Annotated in this window: 20 protein-coding genes; 19 read left to right on the forward strand and 1 reads right to left on the reverse strand. The window is 45.1% G+C overall.

Translation table 11 applies throughout. The annotated features are described in order from the left end of the window. Positions 1–75: 75 nt before the first annotated feature. From B5X72_RS03115 to B5X72_RS03205, 19 genes are all read left to right on the forward strand, one after another. The gene (locus B5X72_RS03115) at positions 76–627 is read left to right on the forward strand and encodes a UpxY family transcription antiterminator (RefSeq protein ID WP_079715349.1); all 552 of its coding nucleotides are present in this window, start codon (positions 76–78) and stop codon (positions 625–627) included. A gap of 3 nt (positions 628–630) precedes the next feature. Further along, the gene (locus B5X72_RS03120; RefSeq protein ID WP_079715350.1) at positions 631–1020 is read left to right on the forward strand and encodes a terminase gpP N-terminus-related DNA-binding protein; all 390 of its coding nucleotides are present in this window, start codon (positions 631–633) and stop codon (positions 1018–1020) included. A 415-nt stretch (positions 1021–1435) separates the two neighbouring features. Then, the gene (locus B5X72_RS03125) at positions 1436–2167 is read left to right on the forward strand and encodes a polysaccharide biosynthesis/export family protein (protein WP_079715351.1); all 732 of its coding nucleotides are present in this window, start codon (positions 1436–1438) and stop codon (positions 2165–2167) included. Between the two features lie 17 nt (positions 2168–2184). Further along, positions 2185–4542 (forward strand): GumC family protein, encoded by a 2358-nt coding sequence (locus B5X72_RS03130; RefSeq protein WP_079715352.1) that lies wholly within the window; start codon positions 2185–2187, stop codon positions 4540–4542. Between the two features lie 98 nt (positions 4543–4640). After that, the gene (locus tag B5X72_RS03135; RefSeq protein WP_079715353.1) at positions 4641–5699 is read left to right on the forward strand and encodes a glycosyltransferase family 2 protein; all 1059 of its coding nucleotides are present in this window, start codon (positions 4641–4643) and stop codon (positions 5697–5699) included. Continuing rightward, a complete protein-coding gene (locus B5X72_RS03140; protein ID WP_139378499.1) occupies positions 5651–7192 on the forward strand; it encodes a lipopolysaccharide biosynthesis protein in 1542 nt (513 codons plus the stop codon). The genes B5X72_RS03135 and B5X72_RS03140 overlap by 49 nt, the downstream gene beginning before the upstream one ends. 185 nt (positions 7193–7377) lie before the next feature. Beyond that, complete coding sequence (locus tag B5X72_RS03145) at positions 7378–8835, forward strand: hypothetical protein (protein ID WP_139378500.1); 1458 nt, start codon at positions 7378–7380, stop codon at positions 8833–8835. 7 nt (positions 8836–8842) lie between these two features. Beyond that, positions 8843–9898 carry a CgeB family protein gene (locus B5X72_RS03150; RefSeq protein WP_079715356.1) on the forward strand — a complete coding sequence of 352 codons (1056 nt, stop codon included), beginning with the start codon at positions 8843–8845 and terminating at the stop codon, positions 9896–9898. Positions 9899–9978: 80 nt separating this feature from the next. Further along, positions 9979–11136 (forward strand): glycosyltransferase, encoded by a 1158-nt coding sequence (locus tag B5X72_RS03155; RefSeq protein WP_079715357.1) that lies wholly within the window; start codon positions 9979–9981, stop codon positions 11134–11136. Positions 11137–11176: 40 nt separating this feature from the next. Then, a complete protein-coding gene (locus B5X72_RS03160) occupies positions 11177–12178 on the forward strand; it encodes a glycosyltransferase family 2 protein (protein ID WP_079715358.1) in 1002 nt (333 codons plus the stop codon). Between the two features lie 77 nt (positions 12179–12255). Then, positions 12256–13092 carry a glucose-1-phosphate cytidylyltransferase gene (gene rfbF / locus B5X72_RS03165; protein WP_079715359.1) on the forward strand — a complete coding sequence of 279 codons (837 nt, stop codon included), beginning with the start codon at positions 12256–12258 and terminating at the stop codon, positions 13090–13092. Positions 13093–13096: 4 nt separating this feature from the next. Beyond that, positions 13097–14203 (forward strand): NAD-dependent epimerase/dehydratase family protein, encoded by a 1107-nt coding sequence (locus B5X72_RS03170; RefSeq protein ID WP_079715360.1) that lies wholly within the window; start codon positions 13097–13099, stop codon positions 14201–14203. Next, complete coding sequence (rfbC, locus tag B5X72_RS03175) at positions 14178–14720, forward strand: dTDP-4-dehydrorhamnose 3,5-epimerase (protein WP_079715361.1); 543 nt, start codon at positions 14178–14180, stop codon at positions 14718–14720. The genes B5X72_RS03170 and rfbC overlap by 26 nt, the downstream gene beginning before the upstream one ends. 19 nt (positions 14721–14739) lie before the next feature. Beyond that, positions 14740–16062, forward strand: a complete 1323-nt coding sequence (locus B5X72_RS03180; protein ID WP_079715362.1) for an NAD(P)H-dependent oxidoreductase — start codon at positions 14740–14742, stop codon at positions 16060–16062. Between the two features lie 159 nt (positions 16063–16221). Continuing rightward, a complete protein-coding gene (locus B5X72_RS03185; protein ID WP_176146073.1) occupies positions 16222–16644 on the forward strand; it encodes a DNA-binding transcriptional regulator Fis in 423 nt (140 codons plus the stop codon). Between the two features lie 87 nt (positions 16645–16731). After that, on the forward strand, positions 16732–17097 hold the full coding sequence (locus B5X72_RS03190) for a hypothetical protein (RefSeq protein ID WP_079715363.1): 366 nt from the start codon (positions 16732–16734) through the stop codon (positions 17095–17097). 203 nt (positions 17098–17300) lie between these two features. After that, positions 17301–18392, forward strand: a complete 1092-nt coding sequence (locus tag B5X72_RS03195; protein WP_176146074.1) for a glycosyltransferase family 1 protein — start codon at positions 17301–17303, stop codon at positions 18390–18392. Positions 18393–18436: 44 nt separating this feature from the next. After that, positions 18437–19606 (forward strand): glycosyltransferase, encoded by a 1170-nt coding sequence (locus B5X72_RS03200; RefSeq protein ID WP_079715364.1) that lies wholly within the window; start codon positions 18437–18439, stop codon positions 19604–19606. Between the two features lie 27 nt (positions 19607–19633). Further along, positions 19634–20914, forward strand: coding sequence for a glycosyltransferase family 4 protein (locus B5X72_RS03205; protein WP_079715365.1), 1281 nt, complete (start codon positions 19634–19636; stop codon positions 20912–20914). Positions 20915–20937: 23 nt separating this feature from the next. Here the strand turns inward: B5X72_RS03205 and B5X72_RS03210 are convergent. Next, positions 20938–21334, reverse strand: a 397-nt coding sequence (locus tag B5X72_RS03210) for a GDP-mannose 4,6-dehydratase (protein ID WP_139378501.1), incomplete at its 5' end; no start/stop codon positions are given.

Here is a 21334-nt window from a genome sequence, read left to right on the forward strand (position 1 = left end):
CCAAACAAGCACTGACCAAAACAGACGACAGAATATTTTAGGTAGGCCGACTTTGGTTGGCGAAAAGTGATTATCATGGAACGTAAAGAATCTCTTAAAAGAATGAACTCGCGAAATTGGATGGTTATTTACACGCGGTCCAAATGGGAAAAAAAGGTCGCAACGATGTTGGACAATCAGCATATCACGACTTTCTGCCCGTTAATTAAACGTCGCCGTAAATGGGCAGACCGTCAAACCGTAGTAGAACTGCCACTTTTCAATTCCTATGTATTTGTATATGCAAACTTCCATGAACAGCTGAAGGTGCTGCAAACGGCGGGTGTGGTTTGTTTTGTAACCCACAACGGCAAGCCGGCAGTTGTTCCGCAATTGATCATTGAACAGGTTAGGCAATCGGTCAATTTGTATGATGATATCGAAGCAGTTAGGCTGGAGGAGCTTAAAATAGGAGATATCATTAGTATCAACGAAGGAGCACTAAATAATCTAAAAGGAGAAATTGTAGGAGTAGAGGGAGGAAAGGTATTGGTAATCATTAAACAATTGAACTGTGCCTTGGTAGCTAAAGTAAAGGTTCCATATGAACAACTTACTGTCTTGCAAGGTGTCAGTACCACTAGGTGACGGATGAAAGAACAACTGCATCAAGGGCAATTGCTTGAACGCATCGTTAGGAGAAATGGCTATTCGGTGTCCGAATTTGCCAAGATGGTTCATGTAAACAGAAAGTCAGTTTACAATTGGTTTAAACGGAAACAGCTTAGTCCGGACATTCTGTTTAAAGTTCGCTCAGTCATTAAAACTGATTTTACGAACGAGTTTTCTAAACTGGCGAATACAGTTGTTTTGGACGATGAGCATCTGCCAGTTGATTCAATGCACCAAGAATCTGAGCCCGGCTTCGAGGAAACCGATGAACTTGAGGCAGCGTACCATTACTGGAAAGACAAATACGTTGATCTTTTAGAGAAATACAACGAGTTTTTGGTTAAGATGTATAAATTTTACGAGAAGTAAACATCAACTTAAGGTGCTCATTATCCGATCTATAGATCTTGTTTGCGGGTTTGTAACTAACGTGTGAAAAAAAATGAAATATTTTTCACACTTGGTCTTTCGCCCAGATTGCCGGAGCAATACGTGATTAAAAAAAATCCCCTCTCACCTATCCTAAGCCTATTTTGAATACATAATTCATCGGTGGAATTAGGAAGTCAGAACTCTACATAATTTCACAATTATTAAACAATTGTCGATAGGCATTATTTTATTACGCTCTATATGGTTTATCTTTGATTATTGAGAAAATTGTTTGGCTAAAACATTATGCTGAACAATAGCCTACAGAGTGTGGCGCATGTAAGCGGAGTGGCGAAGCTATATATCCGACGGAAAAAATCTCACAATCCTTTTCTTAAAAAAAACAATCACTATGTTCAGATTCTGTTTAAACTTAAGCATTGCATTCTTATGTCTTCTCGGGGCCACTTCTTGCAGTTTCTATAAAAAAACCATTTATTTCCAGGATATCAGTAGGCGACAGCAAACTGAAGAAGCTATTAAGAATTTTACACCTGTAACGGTGCAGCCTAACGATATTTTATCTATTTCGGTTACCAGTCTAAACCCCATAGCATGGCCAGATACTGCGAACACCGACAAAGGGTATTTAGTTGATCAAAATGGGACCATCTCGTTGCCGATGGTCGGTACACTTGCCGTTGCCGGAAAAACAACTGCAGCAATAGCCGAGGAGGTTAAAGAGAAGCTGCTTCCCTATTTAAAGGAACCTTCCGTGGTTGTAAGGGTGCTGAATTTCAAGATAACGGTAATGGGCGATGTCTTAAAGCCCGATGTATATCCCGTGTTGAGCGAACGGATAACCATCAATGAAGCGTTGGGGATGGCCGGCGATCTGAATATAACGGCAAAAAGGAGCAATATCTTATTGATCCGAGAGGTGGACGGAAGACGGATCTTCGTGCCCATCGATTTATTAGCCGGGCGAAAAACCTTTAATTCAGAGTATTATTACCTCAAAAACAATGATATTATTTATGTGGAAGCGGGCAGGAATAAGTACGCCTCAGTTGATGGAAACTACCGAATCTTAAGTCTCCTGCTGTCTGCTGCTTCCATCGTTGCCATTATTGTTACACGTTGATTAAATAACTATTTCCCATGGACGCGAAACTTTTGAATCTACCGCCGCAATTTGCCGATTTAATAGAGCAGGACAAGCCGAAAGATTTTAGATTATTGCTATCGAAGTACCTCTATCATTGGCCGTTGTTTTTGCTATGCCTGTTCTTTACGCTTGCAGGGGCTTTTTTATACATTTCCTACCGCCAGCCTGCGTACACGGTAAGAGCCAAACTGACGCTCTCGGACGAAGCAAAATCGACTGCAGATAAACTGGCTGTGCAACAGTTGGGCTTCAATGTGCAAAAGAAAGAAGTAAAAAGCCAAGTAGAGGTTCTTAAGTCGAGAAAATTGATTCTTTCGGTCGTCTCCAGGCTTCAGTTGTGGACCAACTACTTCCATACCGACTATCGAAAACGCGACTTATGGAAAAATACGCCGTTAAAGTTAACAATGGTGCAGCCATCCGGGCTATTTAAGAAAGATCACACATACTTAATCACCATTGACGATTCGACTCACTTCACATTGAAGAAAAAAGATGGAACGGAGCTTTCAGCTACGTTTAATGATACGTTGTCCGATGACTTCGGCCGTTGGAAACTGACCAAGACTGATCGGTTTGATTCCTTCATCGGAAAAACTATCCGAATCGAAGTCAGCGATCCGAATAAAGTTGTGACGAGATACCAAAAAGAGATTATGGTAACCCTGGATAAGGTAGATCCGATTGTGGATCTTTCCCTTACCGATGTGATTCCTGAAAGGGGGAGCGCGATTTTAGACATGCTGATTGAAGCGTATGAAGATTACAATGTCACAGATAAGAGATTGGAGACCAAAAATACACTTAAATTTTTAGACGAGCGGCTGACTTCCTTGACAGGTGAACTTAATGCTGCGGAGCAAAACGTCGCAGGCTTTAAGAGCAGTGTCGGGCTGACTGATATATCGTCAAAATCGCAGTTTTTTTTAGACAATGTCCAGCAAAATGATGCGCTTCTGAACGAAGTAAACGTTCAATTAAACGTGATAGAGGATATTGAGCGGTTTACTACGGCGGGTGGGAGCAGCACGCCTCCGGCTACCATCGGTATTAAAGACCCTGGGCTGATCAGTTTAGTGGATCAGCTAACAAAACTACAGTTGCAGAAAGAGCGGTTACTTGCTACGACACCCGAGGGCAACCCGATTTTTATTCCGTTGAATAAACAAATCAACAGCACAAAGGTCGCCTTGAATGATTACATCAAGAGCATAAAGAACTCGTTGGTCGTGACACAGCGCCAGTTGCAGCGCAACAATGAACAAATCGAAAGTTCAATAAGGAGCATGCCCATTCAGGAACAGAAATACATGAGCATCAAGCGGCAGCAAAGTATCAAAGAGGGACTGTATGTGTACTTGTTGCAGAAACGCGAGGAGACCGCATTAAGCTATGCCTCTACGCTTGCAGGGATGAAAATCATCGAGCAGCCCTATTATGACGAGCCTAATGGCGGAAAAAGCTTCCCGGTTGCTGTTGCGCTTCTTTTCGGCTTCCTGATGCCTATCGGCATTATCCATATCCGGGAGTCCTTACGCAATAAGGTCATGACACGAGAAGATATTACCTCGGCTACCAGCGCGCCGATTATTTGTGAATTAAGCCATTCAAACGACAAACAGAATGCCATAGTCGTATTCGACAATAGTAGGCTCATTATCGCCGAACAAATGCGTATATTACGAACAAACTTAATGCGGCTGTACGGCAGGCAAGAGAAAGGTAAAGTGACGCTGCTGACTTCCAGCATTGCTAGTGAAGGTAAAAGTTTTGTCACCGCTAATATCGGCGCATCCTTGGCAGCTTCCGGTAGAAAAACCATCGTACTCGAACTCGATCTCCGAAAACCAGAACTGACCAGATTGCTCAACTTAAAGATAGAGACCGTTGGATTGACCAGCTTATTGAAAGGGGAAGTCAGCAAAAACGAAGTCATCAAGCCATCCGGAGTGCATCCTTTGCTTTACGTCATGAAATCTGGGCCGGTGCCGGACAACCCTTCGGAATTGCTGGACAATGTCGCTATGGAACAGCTTATCAATGAGCTCAGGGAAGAGTATGATAACATACTAATTGACTCTCCGCCCGTGCATTTAGTGACAGACGGAATGATTCTGGCGGCTTACTGCGATGTGTGCCTTTACGTGGTCAGGCATAACTACACACCGAAATCAGAATTGAAATTTATCGATGAGATTTATCGGAATCACAAATTGCCCAATATGAATATCGTTTTCAACGGCGTCATGATGACCAATCACTTCGGATACCATATCGATTATGGGTATTACGATTCGACTAAACAAAAATTTGGTCATACGGTCTTCGGAGACTTTCTTAAACGTTTTTAGCGCTTATTAAAGCAAACACATCATAGCTTGTGCCTGCCGCAGAAATACCTGCCTGCGGTAGGCAGACAAGTTTCACCACCTAAAAACAATTCATGTAAATGAACAACGAAGCCAAAATCATTGTATTGACGCCCATAAAAAATGAGGATTGGATTCTCCATCAGTTTCTTACATTAACCAGTTTGTTTGCTGACTGCATTATTGTTGCCGACCAGCAATCCAGTGATCGCAGCGCCGAAATCTGCAGGGCATTTCCGAAAGTAATACGCATTGAAAACAATTCCAAAGAGTTTAATGAAGACCATCGGCAGTTATTATTAATAGAAACCGCGAGGAGGCACTTCCCAAAAGACACCAGGCTGCTGCTCGGACTCGACGCCGATGAGCTTGTCAGCGCCGACAGCTTGGAAATGACCCAAGTATGGGCCAGATTAAAGCGGTTGCCAAAAGGCACGTCCTTGCACTTCGAGCGGCCGGATATATTATATGGCAATAAAGCATGTATCCGGGGCAAAAAATATGCTCATTATTTCCCTTTGGGCTATATCGATGACGGCAGCCCGCATCAACCGGATTTGATCCACTCCCGTCGGGTGCCCAACAACCCGTCCGGAGAACATGTGTATGTTGAAGAACTTAAGTTTATGCACTTTTTCTGTGCACGGTTAAACTTGCGTCTTGCAAAGTTGCGTTATTACTCGGCGCTGGAAAATATAAAGCATACCAGTCGTTTTTACCTGCGTCGATACATTTATAGTCCGGATACGTATGAGCGAAACTACGCAGAACGGATAGAGCCACTACCTGAAAGCTGGATTAATTATCACCATACGATAGATGTTGATCTTAATAATTTTCCGGATCCTTCTTTCAACTGGCAAGATTTGGAGGTGTTAAAACTGTTCAAGACGCATGGTTGTAAACGGTTTCATTTGGATAACATATGGAGTTTTGACTGGGAACTGCTGCTTCAGCAGACTGGAAATTCAAACGGACTGTATCCGTCTGAGATACAACGCCCCGCTAAATTGCTAACCACGTTGTTAAGTTTCCTTGATAAGCTCTATCTAAAAAGCCGAAAAATCAGGAATCTCAACCTACTTTCATTATGTCAGCTTTTTCTCGACTTGTTTCCGGTACCACAGCTGCATGGTTAAAGATCATCATTACGTTGATCTCCCAATTGGCTATTGTCCCACTGTACTTATCGTTCTGGGATATTGAGACCTACGGGGTTTGGTTGGCTGTTTGGGCTTTTCAGGCGTTACTGACCATGCTGGATATTGGCCACCAAAATTATCTGGGCTATAAATTTCTGAAGTTGGGGCTACAGCCTCAAAGGGAACAACTGGGTCTTCATTTGTGTTCGGGCATGATCATCGGATTTTTTTTAGGTGCATTTCAATTAGTCGTTGTTGTCTTTATCTGCCTATCCAATCGTTTAGGACAGCTATTGTCTACGGCTATCGATCTCGACGATCAGCTGCTCCGCGACGCTGGTATAGTTCTGATGCTGCAAAGCGCAACGTGGATGCTTACGGGTAGCGCCGGCGGGATCTGCGGACGTGCGTTGTATGCGTTTGACTATTATCCTCGTATGGCTTGGTGGGGTGTGCTCATGGCATTTGCCAACGCCCTGATACCAGCAATAGGTGTAGTGCTCGGAGCTGGGCTACTTCAAACGGGCATTAATCTGGTCCTGTCTACCTGGCTGGTCAACTTTTTCCTTTACGTGGATATGTTTTCCTTGTTCAAGAAGGAAGGAATACCATTTAATCGATGGAATTTAAGGCTCGGCTTTCAAAACTGGGTAAATTCGCTGGCTCTCTCTTGGAAAAGCCTGCTTGAAAATTGGCAGGTAGGGGGGGTGCGATTGATGGTCAGCTCCTTGGCCGGCACGCAGGCGTTGGTTACCTTCACTACCATACGCACCGGTGCGAATTTTGCCATGCAGGGGCTGCATAGTATTACCGACCCATTGATGCCGGAGCTGATGCGTTTTTTACATCAACGTGATCAGGCAAGAAGTGAGATCGCTTTTTCCACGGTATGGATGATCCTCGTGGGGGTGATGGCTCCTATGGTGGTGCTTTTACAGGCGTTTATTACACCGCTATACGCCATCTGGACACGGCGTAAATTGGATTTTGACCCGGCTTTGTTTGCATATCTCTCGATAGGGGTTTTGGTCTATGCCCTGGCCCAGCCCGCAATAGCCATCGTTTTGGGCAATAACTTATTGAGGCAGCAATTGATTATCAATACAGGCGCTGCACTCATCTTGGTTATTGGTGTATTTTTATTGGTGCCTTGGATTGGAATTAAGGGTGCGGGACTGGCTTTATTGATTTCAGAATTGATCATGACAGCAGCTTATTTCAAGGTGGCTATTAAATGGCTTGAAACGAACCAACTGATGTGGCCCATACGAATAGCTACCTTGGCATTGTTGGCGGTCATTATTGCAGGTACCATCTCCCTTGCCATGGTTTACTGGCCCGGATCACGATGGGTGTTGGTCACCATCGGGTTGGTTGCATTGGTTGCCAACACGGTCAGCTTTTGGAAAGAACTTCCCCTGTTGGCCAGGGACCGGGCCAAGACGTTAATGAATAAGATTCCGTTAATCTGTAATTTCCGAGCATTTTGACACTAAATACTTCCTTTTCTTTGTGGAGACCGCCGTATTATTATTTGTTGAAAGGCGACGTGTTTTTACACCAACTTACCGCTTGGTCATGGGGTGTATTGGCGTTATTTGTTTTTTTACAACTATCATTTTATCCAAGCTTCGAAAACTTAAGCGCGTTGTCCGCCTCAGTTTTAGCGTGGATATTGATTACAACAATCTATTTCAAACCCGCTATATTGCGGGGATATCCGCTCACGTCCTTTTTGGTCATTGCCTTCGCCCTTACCCAGTTTTATTTTCCTGTTGTTTTTACATTTATCGAAGGGAAGTCCTTGATTTTTAATTTGCTTCTTCCTTACGAGGTGTTTTTCCATAGCTTGGCGGAGCTATGTGTCCTTATCCTGACGCACGCGATTTACCGGACATTTACCTACCGAAAGGTCTCGGCGATTTCCAAGGGTGTAAAACTACTGGCAAAGGGCGGATGGTTTACACCGCCTTCTAATCTGCAAATCTGGCTTATGGGATGTGTCGGTTTAGGGGCAATGGCGTACAGCGTATTTTTTATTTCTTCGCAGGAAGGTGCTGATGTGAGTGTTGCCGACAGGGTTATTCAGGGTTTAATGCCCTTCAGCTATGCGCCATATGCCATTCCATTTGGAAGGCTTTATGGAAAGACAAAAAACAACCCGCCCTATTTTATACTCATGCTGGCAATCTTCACCCTCTTGCTTTTCCTGGTAAGTATGGGAAGAAATAGCCGTGGTGCTTTTATGATGGGATTCACGGCGATAGGCTTTACTTACGCATTGGGGTTGCTTCTCGGTATTTATAAATTTAAAATATTGACATTCAAGAATGTGTTGATTGTTGTGTTAGGCGTCTGGCTGATTACCGGCCCGATATCCGATTTGGGGGTCGCTATGGTGCTGGTTCGCGGTGAACGGAATGACATACCCCGCCATGAGCTTATCATGAAAACTATGGAGGCCGTACAGGACTATAAGGCCATAGCAGCGTTCCGCGACGAGGCCCAAGACTTCAATGAACTGGAGGAATGGGATGAGTATTACTTGGACAATATTTTTCTCGCCCGCTTCTGTAACTTAAAATTCAACGACATGAGTCTTGTGCTCGCATCTCGGGTCAAGCAGGAAGAAAACAACATGCTGGAGTTTTCGCTCGATAAAATATGGGCGGAGCTTCCGCAGCCTTTTCTAAACCTACTACGTATCAACGTCGACAAAACGGAAGTAAGCGGCATGTCGTACGGTGACTACCTGCGCTACCTGGTTCTCAAGAATCCAATATATTTGGGTTCCTTTTTAGCCGGCCACATGTCAGGTACAGGTATTGCGGCCTTCGGTTGGTTTTATCTTTTGGTATTCGGCGTTTTACTTGTTCCTGTTTTTTTCTTGCTCGATATCTTGTATGTAAAGAACTACTTGGCAGGGTATCATCCAACGGACTATGTTTACATCGAACATCGATTTAGCCTTTGTGCGTTATTGAATATCACTTCTGTTTTCCTATTTCTTCCTTCAGAAAGTGTCATCTCCCTCGCTACTTTTCTGGTTAGGGGTTGGTTCCAACTGATGGTTCTTTATTTTATGCTTTTTCATCTCACAAACATGGTACACAAGCTATTTATGTCGAAATAAATTCCATATGATACAGATACTATACTTAGGTGACAATGATCCCTTTTCTACTTCAGCCCATCGCGCAACCGCACTTCGTCGTTTGGGGTATCATGTTCGGATTGTCAATCCGTTCGATGCTGTGAAACGGTCGCTACAATCGAATGTCCTCAACTACATTCATTACCGGACAGGATATCGTGCCTTGCAGGCGCAGCTCAAAAAATGGATTCGCCGTCTGCTGGAAGATACAACAAGGTATGATATCGTCTGGGTAGACAGCGGCGAACTTTTTGGCGTTTCTTGTCTCTCATTACTAAAATCGTTTAAGTGCCCAGTCATCCTTTACAATATTGACGACCCTACGGGACGCCGGGACAAAGGCCGGTTTAAGACGCTATTGAAAGCAATACGCCATTACGATTTGGTGGTGGTTGTACGGAAAGAGACCGAACGGGAATGCAAGCTTTTAGGAGCAAAGAAGGTGATTCGCGTGTATAGAAGTTATGACGAAATCGAACACAGGCCTTTCGACAATCCTGCGGATATTCCCGCAAAATACCGCTCGGATGTGACCTTTATAGGCACATGGATGAAAAATGAAAACCGTGACCGATTTTTATGTACGCTGATCGAACAAGATATCTCCGTCAGCATTTGGGGGAATCGATGGCCGAAATCGCCCTATTGGGAACGGCTAAAACCGTATTACCGAGGAGCCGCGCTTGGCGGTAGGGATTATGTGGCTGCGATTCAGGGTGCAAAGATCTGCCTGGGCTTTGTTTCCAAAGGCAATCGCGACCAACATACCACTCGCTCGGCTGAAATACCTTATGCGGGAGGGTTATTATGTGCCGAGCGAACGCCCGAACATGTCGCAATGTATTTTCCGGGGAAAGAAGCTGTATTTTGGTCTGACGCACAGGACTGTGCCTTAATCTGTAAACACCTTTTGCGAAACGATACCTTAAGGGAGCGGATTAAGCAGGCCGGCGCGGAGAAAGTTCGAAAACTGGGGCTTGGCAACGAGATGATTTGCAAAGAAATCCTGTCCCACGTCGATTTACAACCTGTCTTACTATAGGCATATTCTTTATCTTCTGCGTGAGGCACGGACACGGCGGGTTTCGATGTATTGAGTCGCTAATCTATCAACTTAACGATATGGACATTGTACTGGTAGCGCATCCCACTTTTTTGGGCTATCGAAGTATAGCGCAGTACACTAAATTACTTAAAGACGGTATGGAAATAAGAGGCCACGATGTGGAAGTTTGGACTGCTGATGATTTCTTCTTCAGGCAAACCAGGCACCCTTTACTGAAAAAATGGTTGGGATACATTGATCAATACCTCGTCTTTCCGATAACGATTAAAAGGCGCCTAAAGACATGCCCTAAGCATACCCTATTTGTTTTTACAGATCAGGCCCTTGGACCTTATGTGCCCTTGCTCCGTAAACGTCCCCACGTCATCCATTGCCACGATTTCCTAGCGCAGCAGTCGGCGCTTGGAGAAATCAAGGAAAATCCCACGGGTATTACCGGGAAAGTCTTGCAAGCTTACATTAGGCGTGGCTTCCGGATGGGCAAGAACTTTATTTCCGTATCGGAGAAGACACGTAATGACCTTCACCGGTTTTTGAGGAAAGATCCGATTATTTCAAAAGTTGTCTACAATGGGCTCAACGAGGACTATCAGCCTTTTGATAAAGAACTCGCCCGGCTTATTTTGGGAAGGCGACTGGGGCGTAACTTGAGAAGCGGTTACCTGCTGCACGTTGGCTCCAATCACTGGTACAAAAACCGGCAAGGGGTGTTGGAGATATACGATTCTTGGCGCGCTTTTACCAAACGTAAATTGCCTTTGGTGATGGTCGGTGCCACACCTGACAGTCGATTAGCTGATGCCTATAACCGGTCGCCATATAAACGGGATATTTACTTTATGTCCGACGTAGATAACGAGCTATTGGTCTTTGTGTATGCCGGCGCCCAGATTTTTCTATTCCCTTCATTGGCCGAAGGTTTTGGTTGGCCCATTGCCGAAGCCATGGCTTGTGGTAGTCCGGTCATAACAACCAATCAGGCACCTATGACAGAAGTTGCCGCTCAAGCAGGTATCTACATTCCCAGGCGGCCATCCCATCCTGAAGAAGCTGAAATTTGGGCCTTTGAAGCAGGTAGGCTAATCGAACGCGTACTGGAATTGAACGAGGAAGACTACCAGAAAATCGTGGCTGATTGTGTTGAAAACGCACAGCGATTCAATACAAATGCTGCACTCAACTGTATAGAGACCATTTATCGCCACATTGTATAGATCTTTCTACTGACGTTGAACGCTATTTATTAAATCTCATATGCACAAGCAGAAACGCTCTCCGACTATTTCTATCATTACACCCGTATGGAATGGGCTCCCTTATATAAGGGAGTGTGTGGATTCCGTGCTGATGCAAGAATTCGATTCCTGGGAGCTATTGATCAGTGACAACGGGTCTACTGACGGAACAAGAGCGTACTTGGATACATTGGATGACGAGCGTATCAGGGTATTCAAACAGCCGACAAATCTCGGAATCATGGGAAACTTAAATTTCCTGTTCGAACAGGCGCAGGCCCCGATTAGTCAGATTTTATGTGCTGACGATTACTTTATACATTCGAAATCGCTCGGGCAAATTGTCCAATTTTGGGATGGGCGGCCGGCAGTGGGTTTTGCGTGCTTTACGGACGAGCTCCCGTCCGATTCGCGGATCACCAAACTAAAAAACAAGTTTCTTCCCGAAGTCATCACCCCGGAAATGGCCAACTTATGGTTTTTCGTCTTTGGCAATTTTGTTGGCAACTTGTCTAATATTTCCGTGCGTACCCGATTGATCGCGGATAAGGGGTATTTCGACCAAGGACTTCCTACAGTAGGGGACTTTGAGTTTTGGTTGAGGGCTTCGGAAAGCGTTGCGATAGGTTTTCAGAAAGTACCCATCGTTTATGTACGGCAGCATAACGGGACGGCCACGCATTACATGAATCGGAAATGTGAAGCATTGAGAGAAAAAATAACGGTATACGAGCTGTTAATCGACCGGTTGACGCCTTCTATCGAGAAACGGAGTTTGGTAAATTATTTTAATCAGGAGGTCTGTGCCAGCTTCTATAGGACGGGGATTCGAAGCATGTTACATGGACAGTTTGCCTTTATCCGCACATTCATAAACACACGCGGTTCAATTGTCTGGCCCAAGTGGCGGATGCTGTTCGAAGGGCTCATCTACGTATTCTTCAACAGGAAACAGGAACTGACCTACCGAAGCGCGCTCCGTATTTTGCGGGTACAGAGCAGGACACCTCTTGAAAAATAGCGTCGCAAAACCGCCGTGTAACAGTGCACACGCGGAAAGAACCAATAAATATAGGTGATTAATTAAATCCAGTACTAATGAAAGCAGTTATTCTAGCGGGTGGTTTTGGTACCCGTATCAGCGAAGAAAGTGGTATACGCCCCAAACCGATGGTAGAGATCGGTGGCAAACCGATCCTGTGGCATATTATGAAAATCTACTCGACCTACGGTATTCATGATTTTATTATTTGCTGTGGGCATAAGGGGCACGTTATCAAAGAGTATTTTTCGCATTATTATATTGATAATGCTGATATAACGTTTGATCTGGCGAAAAATAGCCTCGAAGTGCATAAAAAGGACACCGAACCCTGGCGCGTCACCTTGGTGCATACCGGCTACCACAGTATGACGGGAGGGCGGCTTAAACGGGTACGGGAATATATCGGTGATGAGACCTTTTGTATGACCTATGGTGATGGGCTTAGCGATGTCGATATCGATGAACTGATAAAATTCCATAAAGCTTGCGGTACAGAAGCCACGCTGACGGCAGTCCAACAGCCAGGAAGATTCGGTGCATTTAATTTAGGAGCCGAAGACATTCAGATCTCCTCATTTCATGAAAAGCCAGCAGGGCATGAGATGCCTTGGATCAATGGCGGATTTTTTGTGCTCGAACCTTCGGTCATTGATTATATAGAAGGAGACCACACCGTCTGGGAGCGTGAACCGCTTGAGTATTTGGCCAACAAAGGACAATTATCTGCCTATCGGCATACTGGTTTTTGGCAACCCATGGATACCCTCCGCGATAAGAACGTGCTTGAGGAACTGTGGGAAAAAGGCGTAGCGCCATGGCATGTAGAATCGCTGGAAAAGAACATCGCCAAGAAACTCCTGTACGCAGCTGTTGATAACATTAAATCCTAAAAATATGAACATTTTAATTACAGGAAACATGGGCTATGTCGGCCCGGGTGTGATTTATCGGCTCAGAAATGCATTTCCGACAGCGACGTTGATTGGCTATGACATGGGTTACTTCGCCTCATGCATAACCAATGCCGACGTATTGCCTGAATGCAAGCTCAACCAGCAAATCTTCGGAGATGTCCGATCGCTGTCGCCGGATGTGCTAACGGCGATTGACGCCGTTGTACACCTGGCAGCCATCTCTAACGACCCCATGGGATTAGCCTACCACGATGTCACACTTGATGTCAATTATCGCGCGACCATTGCCATTGCGACGTTGGCGAAACAAGCAGGGGTGCGTCATTTTGTTTTTGCTTCCAGTTGCAGCATCTATGGTTTTGCCGATGGTGCAGATAAAGTGGAAACGGACGACCTTAATCCGCTCACAACTTACGCGCAATCTAAAGTACAAAGTGAGCAAGCCTTAGCGTCTCTGGCGGATGAACAGTTTACGGTCACCTCCCTTCGTTTTGCAACTGCTTGTGGAATGAGTGACCGTCTTAGGTTAGACCTTGTCTTGAATGATTTTGTAGCCAACGCCGTGCTAAAAAGGCACATTAAAATCATGAGCGATGGAAGCCCCTGGCGTCCGCTTATCCATGTCAGTGATATGGCCAGGGCAATCGAATGGGCAGTCTGTAGGCCTGCGACAAATGGAGGGGATTTCCTTGCCATCAACGTAGGGAGCAATGCCTGGAACTATCAGGTAAAGGCGCTGGCCCAAGCTGTCGCCAACATCATCCCCGACACGACTATCAGTATCAATTCGGACGCTGTGCCCGACAAACGATCGTATCGGGTTAATTTCGATAAATTTGCCGAGCTTGCTCCTGATCATCAACCTGTTTTCACCTTGAAAGAAACGATTATTGAACTCGTGGAAGGACTTGTTTCATTGGATTTCAAAAGCTATGATATTTATCAATCGCCCCTTATCCGTTTGCGCGTGTTGAACAAGTTACAGATTGAAGAAAGGTTAAACGCCGACTTAACATGGACAAATCATAACCCACCCAGATTTGAAACCAATTTAGTATATCATGATTTTCAAAGAAACCAAGCTTAAAGGTGCCTACATTGTCGATATAAACCCCATTGAAGACGAGCGTGGATTTTTTGCCCGGGGCTATTGTCAAAAGGAATTTGCCGCACACCAACTCATCAGCACGGTTGTACAGACGAACTTCAGTTTTAACAAAAAAAAAGGCACACTCCGCGGCTTGCATTTGCAGGCAGCTCCCTATGCAGAAGCCAAGTTGGTGCGTTGCACGCGGGGTGCTATCTATGACGTTATTGTCGATATGCGAGAAGATTCGGAAACCTTTACCCATTGGATTGGCGTCGAATTAACAGCCGAAAATTACCGGATGTTATATGTTCCGGAAGGTTTTGCTCATGGTTTTATTTCGTTGGAAGACCATACCGATGTCTGTTATCAAGTGAGCCAATTTTATACGCCAGGCCATGAGCGGGGCTACCGTTGGGATGACCCCGTCTTTGGAATTCAATGGCCCATAAATCCAGTTGTTATCTCTGAAAAAGATCAGGCGCATGCCCTTTTTCAATGGAATAAAAATCTTTAACTGAATAAAGTTTATAACGATGATTATTATAGATACTGCTTTAGCAAAACGTCAAAGCGAGGGTAAGCCCATTCGAGTAGCGATGATAGGCGCCGGTTTTATGGGCCGGGGCATAGCTCTTCAGATTTGCCGCTATACACCTGGAATGGAGCTGGTAGCAATTGCCAACCGAAACCTTGAAAAGGCCAGGAATGCGTATACATTGGCGGGAGTTCCAGCTGTGTATGAGGCCGGTACGGTGCGGCAGGTAGAAGAACTAATTGCACAGCAAAAACCTGCGGTTACTGATAATGCGTTACTGTTATGCGAGGCCGAAGGAATCGATGCAATCATTGAAGTAACAGGAACCGTTGAATTTGCGGCAACGGTAATCTTCACGGCCATCAAGCACAAAAAACACGTCGTCTCCATGAATGCTGAAGTTGATGGTACCGTGGGCCCTATTTTAAGTGTGTTTGCCCAACGTACTGGCGTCGTATACACCAATGCGGATGGCGATCAACCGGGAGTAACCATGAACCTATATCGTTTTGTCAAAGGAATCGGAGTCAAACCCGTACTCTGTGGCAATATCAAGGGGCTCCATGATCCATATCGCAATCCAACGACCCAACAAGGGTTTGCTAAAAAATGGGGACAGAAGCCGGCCATGGTCACCTCTTTTGCAGACGGCAGCAAGATTTCCTTCGAACAAGCCGTCATTGCCAATGGTACAGGTATGCGTGTAGCAAAACTGGGGATGCTTGGCCCTACGGTGCCCGCCGGCACCTCGCTAAAAGAAGCAGTCGGCCTATTTCCGTTAGACGAATTATTGGCCGGAGAAGGGATAGTGGACTACGTGGTGGGTGCAGAACCAGGTCCTGGCGTGTTCGTATTAGGCACGCACGACCATCCCATGCAGCAACATTATCTGCATCTTTATAAGCTTGGGGAAGGGCCACTGTACTTGTTTTATACGCCCTATCACCTTTGCCATTTCGAGGTGCCGAACACGGTGGCAAGGGCGGTGCTGTTCAACGACGCTACCCTGAAACCGATGAACAAACCTCATGTAGAAGTCGTGGCGGCGGCGAAAATCGATTTGACAGCCGGATCCATCTTGGATGGTATCGGGCACTACATGACGTATGGCCTTTGTGAGAACACCCCAGCCCGGGCTGCAAAAGGTTATCTTCCTATCGGCGCAGCTGAAGGCTGCATACTTAGGAAGGATGTGCCAAAAGACCGAGTACTTACCTATGATGATGTTTTGTTGCCAGAGGGCCGATTCATCGACCAACTAATCCGGCAACAGGACGCGTTCTTTGGATTGATGCCCGAATCAGCTCGGTCAGTAGTTTAAATAAATCGTCAAATTGCGTTGGGTTATGTTATATTTATTAATCGAAACATTATTTTTTCAACGTAATGTGTATTTTTAAAGAGATAAATTTGCCTTACAATCAATAAATAAAGGGTATTTCTGACGAATTCTGCAACACATTTCTAATTGTTATACGACATGGAAAAGCATTATGGTCAAATCTTGGAACACGTTATTCGCAGCAATGGTTTTAATATAAGCGAGTTATCCAGGCTTTTGAATGTTAACAGAAGGTCTATTTATAATTGGTTTAACATGCCAAGGATTCGACCGGAAATAATTTTTAAGATTGGATGTGCGCTTAGGTATGATTTTTCAAAGGAATTTCCTGAACTTTTTCGTCCCGAGGAGTTCAGTAAAAAGATATGCCTTCGGAACCCCGAAAAAACCGCGGCCTTAGACCGGAGCGGAGATCGCTGGGAACATAAATACATCGCATTATTGGAAAAATATAATGAGATGCTGCTGAACCAAGTCGAGCAATTATACAGTTCCGGTGTTTGCAGATCACTATTCAATTTTGGCGTACCACTGATTGCTGAATTCGCCATTCACTTTTAACGCCGATCGTCCAAGCTAAATTTTACTAGTGGTAACTGTTCTTTTTTTATCATAGTAAAGTACCTATTACAATTAAAACCAACGTTTATGAAGACCGGAAAACACCATGGTAAAACGATAGAACGTGTTATAAGGGTTCATCAAATTAGCATTAGTGAGCTAGCCCGTTTGTTAAATGTAGACAGGCGCTCGATTTATAACTGGTTTGATAAGCCCCATTTGCGCTCTGAAATCATCTTCAAGATTGGCTATGCGATTAAATATGACTTTTCGAAAGAGTTTCCTGAACTTTTTTCTGATGATGAGTTCCGCAGCGTTTTCGAAAAGAATCGTTTGAACCCTCAGACAGCGTTGAAAGCAACGGAAAAGTTCAACGAACAATATTGGAAAAGCAAGTACCACGAATTACTTCAGAAGGTACATAAATTCGCTGTTCACCCTCCTAAAAAATAGCACATAACGCCTGATAAGCAAGATCTGGCCAGGCTTGCTTTCATACAACATTCCTACAACTAAACCAAAACCGCGTTTCGCTATGAAACCTGCATGAGCTGCCGAAAGTCCAGCTTACGTAAGCTTCTTTGCCATTTGAAACATAACGTAGTGGCCAATTGATACAGTTAAAACAAACAATCATCCACAAGCAATTTATTCTAATGAAGATTTTATTTTTTACCAGTGCCGTCGAAGATTATTTAGGTGATGGCATCTTAATCGGCCTGCGTGCACTTTTTGGTGACGATTGTATTGATTATCCAAAATGCGAAATACTTTACCAAAATTGCCCGGACAATGTGCTGTCACAAGTGCGGGGAAAGGGGTTTACGTTGTATACGGGTTTGCTGGATGACATTCCTATCGATCGGTTTAATATTGAGTACAAACTCCAAAACGGGTACTATGATCTCATTATATTCGGGGATATACAACGTCAGTTTGGCTTGTTCGTGCACTTCCGACCATGGTTGACGAAGCGGAATACGATTATCATGGATGGGTTAGATACTTCGCAGCCCTACCCGGCCCGCGGGCGCTGGTGGCGGAGACCTTATTATTGGTTTCTTCCGAAGGCCCATAAGCCTTTTCTTTATTTTAAACGAGAGTGGACGGATGATACTTATTTCAATGCGGCGGCACGTTTGTTACCGGCTCCGGTACGAAGAAGGTTACCTTCAGCTAAAAACCTTCGGTCGATTTCCTTTAGTGTGCCGGAAGAAAAAATTGTCGGCCAGCTCCCCGAAAAGAAAAAGGACTTCCCGAAACACATAGTCGACAATGAACTGGCGGATAAGATATCAGGGTCCACCACCACCTATGCTTTCCAAAGCGAAATCGAATATTATCAGGATTTACAAGACGCCCGTTTCGGAATCACGACCATGCGCGCAGGATGGGACTGCCTGCGGCACTATGAAGTGGCTGCAAACGGTGCCGTGATTTGTTTTAAAGACTTAGACCGAAAGCCCCATACCTGTGCACCTCATGGGCTGAAAGCAGGAGTTAACTGTATTGTATATCACGATTATGATGACTTGATGGGACAAATCAATCGACTGGATAAGGAAAAATACGCATCACTTCAGCGAAAATGCTGGGAGTGGGCGCACCAGAACAGCTCGGAGAACAAAGCAAAGGAGCTGCTCAGCGTATTTACGGCGGAAAACCCACAGCTGGCTCGTGAAATTTCGAGGTATTCCATTGAAAATCAAACGAGAAATTCCGTGGCGTCGATTACGGATTTTTTATAGGTAGACAACGCGAACCAAAATAAACCTTTAAAAATTTAGCAGCAGTGAACATTCTCCATTTAGTTTCCACGCTCGACCCGCAAAGTGGCGGCGTGGCTACCGCAGTTCATAGTTTTATAATTGCAACCGAAAATGAGGGCGTAAAACAAGAGGTTTTATGTTTGGATAACCCTCTCGAGAGTTATATTAGAAACAAACCCTATGTTGTGCACGCGCTCAGTCCCGGCAAATCGGCTTGGAAATACCATAAAGATTTATTGAAATGGATAACGATTAATCTACAGAAATACGATGTCATCATCGTACATGGTTTGTGGCAATATCAAAGCTATGCCATTGTGAAGGCGATTAGTACCTCGCAAAAAACCCAGCCGCTGTTATTCACCATGCCACACGGTATGCTGGATCCCTATTTCCAGCAAGCAAGAGGGCGACGCCTTAAGGCAATCCGTAACATTTTCGTCTGGCATTTAGTTGAGAAAAACTTAATCAATAAATCCGACGGACTTTTTTTTACTTGTGAGCAGGAAAAGATCCTTGCGAAGGAAACCTTTTTAGGTTATAGGCCCAAAGCTACATTCAATGTGGGTTTGGGAATCCCTTTTCCACCCGTTTACTCATCAACCATGCCCTCCGCATTACCGGATAGACCTTATTGGCTTTTTCTTGGCCGGATAGTACCCAAGAAAGGGGTCGACTTGCTGATCTCCGCCTATAATAGGGTGTTGTCGGAATATGTAGATATTCCTAATTTGGTTATAGCTGGGCCGGGCCTTAATACGCCATACGGACGATATATTCTTCAACTGGCGAAAGATAATCCGCGCATTCATTTTACAGGAATGCTGACCGGCAAAGCCAAATGGGGCGCGATATACAACTGCGAGCTATTTGTATTGCCTAGCCATCAGGAGAATTTCGGCATTGCCATTGTCGAAGCTATGGCTTGTGGAAAACCGGTATTGATCAGCGATAAGGTAAACATCTGGCGGGAAGTCGTGGAAGGCGGCGGGGGGTTGGTCGATACGGACACAGGAGAGGGGGTTTACAACATGCTGAAGCGTTGGCTTAACCTAAACCAAGGAGAAAAACAAGCTATTTCCGTCGCCACAACACACGTATTTGAGACTAATTTTACTATGGAGCGAGTTGCTTCGCGAATGGTCACATCCATAAAATCGTATAGTGAAAACGTTTATGCTATTAAATATTGACACATTAACACATCCTTAACGCACGACATGAAAGCAGCTTTTTTCTTTGATTCCGCACGGCTTGGCCGCCAATGGTCGCTCAATGTATCCGAACAGGCATTGTCTGGTACCGATGGTATATCGCTCCGGGTTTACACGAAGTTGGCCGGTGTACATAAAGGCGTACATCTCCTTTCGACCAGTAAACCCGTTAGCCAGAAAGAAAAAACCGCCATCGTTTTAGTCAAGGACCTGATTGATGCCTATCACTATTGCAACAATAATCAGATCAACTTTTTGGTATTTAATGCCGAAGAAGATTTGGTACAGTACCGATTGTTCCAAATCGCTCAACATAACCACACAAAAATTATCGCTTGGGCCCATTGCTCGCCATCGTTTGATTGGATGACTAAGGCCTATCATTGCCCCGCTTTCTATAAACTTATCAGCGTTTCCAATGTGCAACGTTATAATATGGCTCATCATCCGCTATTTAACCGAACCGTCACCATTCTGAATTTTGTAGACGCTATCGGATTGGGTTATCTGGTGAATCCTACCAAGCACAAGGAAACATTCATTACCTATATCGGTGCACTGAAAGCAAGCAAGGGATTTCACCATCTAGCGGATGTTTGGCCAGAGGTGCACCGGCGTTTTCCATCGTATATACTTAACGTATGCGGTTCGCCCGGCTTATACGGAAAAACACAGCAACTTGGGCCTCACGGGATTGCAGAAGAAGAATACGAACGCAGGATTTTAGCACCACTGGGCGGAAGCAGGGAATCTGCGAAGGAACTGAACGTAGCATTTCAAGGCAGCGTGCCTAAGACAGTGCTTTATGACATCATAAGCCGAAGTACCGTAGTAGTCGTCAACCCAAATGCGACGGCACATGGGTCAACCGAAACGTTTTGTGTGTCTGCCGCGGAAGCAATGAGTCTGAGGGTTCCAGTCATCGGAGGCAAAGCCGAAGGGCTTTTAGAAGTTGTTGGAAACAAACGCGGGGGACTTTTAGCAGCAAACGAAGAGGAGCTTTTATCGGCCATCACCTATATCTTGGAACATAAAGAGAAAGCCATTCAGTTTGGCAAGACCGGCCGGAAACGAATGATCACTTATTTTAACGAAGAAAAATCTATTCGGCGCTGGGCGGCGCTGTTAAATGGTGAAAATATCGACCCCAATGACTTTACTGAATTCGATCCCCGGAATGGTGTTTACTATTTCAAAAGGGCTATCGGCATCCTTTTTCCCTTGCATGTTATCAATAGGATAAAAAAGGTAAAAAAGTGGAGCCGACAGCTTGCCATTCACCGATGAGGCATACGTAATGCCCGCATGGGTTACCGTTTGTTATAGTAGGTGAAGTCTTTGTGCTCGATTTCCTTGTCCGGCAAGGATTTGAAATACGCATACGTGATGCGTAGCCCCTCCTCACGGCCCACCTTGGGTTCCCAACCCAGCAGCTCCCTGGCCTTGGTGATATCCGGCCGCCGCTGCTTGGGGTCGTCTACCGGCAGCTCCCTGTACACCAGCTTCTGGGAAGTGCCCGTCAGCTTGATGATTTCCTCGCCGAACTGTTTGATGGTGATTTCATCCGGGTTACCGATGTTTACCGGATAAGGGTAATCACTGTGCAGCAGGCGGTAGATGCCCTCCACCTGGTCGTCCACGTAGCAGAATGAACGGGTCTGTGAGCCGTCACCGAAGACGGTGAGGTCTTCCCCGCGCAGCGCCTGC

The sequence above is a fragment of the Parapedobacter luteus genome (assembly GCF_900168055.1).
GTDB classification, from domain to species: Bacteria; Bacteroidota; Bacteroidia; order Sphingobacteriales; family Sphingobacteriaceae; genus Parapedobacter; species Parapedobacter luteus.

Bases quoted from the DNA above. Each gene is read 5' to 3' on its own strand.
- B5X72_RS03115 (WP_079715349.1), top strand. From the start codon at position 76: ATGGAACGTAAAGAATCTCTTAAAAGAATGAACTCGCGAAATTGGATG.
- B5X72_RS03170 (WP_079715360.1), top strand. From the start codon at position 13,097: ATGAACATTTTAATTACAGGAAACATGGGCTATGTCGGCCCGGGTGTG.
- B5X72_RS03155 (WP_079715357.1), top strand. From the start codon at position 9,979: ATGGACATTGTACTGGTAGCGCATCCCACTTTTTTGGGCTATCGAAGT.
- B5X72_RS03195 (WP_176146074.1), top strand. From the start codon at position 17,301: ATGAAGATTTTATTTTTTACCAGTGCCGTCGAAGATTATTTAGGTGAT.
- B5X72_RS03130 (WP_079715352.1), top strand. From the start codon at position 2,185: ATGGACGCGAAACTTTTGAATCTACCGCCGCAATTTGCCGATTTAATA.
- B5X72_RS03205 (WP_079715365.1), top strand. From the start codon at position 19,634: ATGAAAGCAGCTTTTTTCTTTGATTCCGCACGGCTTGGCCGCCAATGG.
- B5X72_RS03135 (WP_079715353.1), top strand. From the start codon at position 4,641: ATGAACAACGAAGCCAAAATCATTGTATTGACGCCCATAAAAAATGAG.
- B5X72_RS03125 (WP_079715351.1), top strand. From the start codon at position 1,436: ATGTTCAGATTCTGTTTAAACTTAAGCATTGCATTCTTATGTCTTCTC.
- B5X72_RS03120 (WP_079715350.1), top strand. From the start codon at position 631: ATGAAAGAACAACTGCATCAAGGGCAATTGCTTGAACGCATCGTTAGG.
- rfbF (WP_079715359.1), top strand. From the start codon at position 12,256: ATGAAAGCAGTTATTCTAGCGGGTGGTTTTGGTACCCGTATCAGCGAA.
- B5X72_RS03185 (WP_176146073.1), top strand. From the start codon at position 16,222: ATGGAAAAGCATTATGGTCAAATCTTGGAACACGTTATTCGCAGCAAT.
- B5X72_RS03160 (WP_079715358.1), top strand. From the start codon at position 11,177: ATGCACAAGCAGAAACGCTCTCCGACTATTTCTATCATTACACCCGTA.
- rfbC (WP_079715361.1), top strand. From the start codon at position 14,178: ATGATTTTCAAAGAAACCAAGCTTAAAGGTGCCTACATTGTCGATATA.
- B5X72_RS03140 (WP_139378499.1), top strand. From the start codon at position 5,651: ATGTCAGCTTTTTCTCGACTTGTTTCCGGTACCACAGCTGCATGGTTA.
- B5X72_RS03150 (WP_079715356.1), top strand. From the start codon at position 8,843: ATGATACAGATACTATACTTAGGTGACAATGATCCCTTTTCTACTTCA.
- B5X72_RS03180 (WP_079715362.1), top strand. From the start codon at position 14,740: ATGATTATTATAGATACTGCTTTAGCAAAACGTCAAAGCGAGGGTAAG.
- B5X72_RS03190 (WP_079715363.1), top strand. From the start codon at position 16,732: ATGAAGACCGGAAAACACCATGGTAAAACGATAGAACGTGTTATAAGG.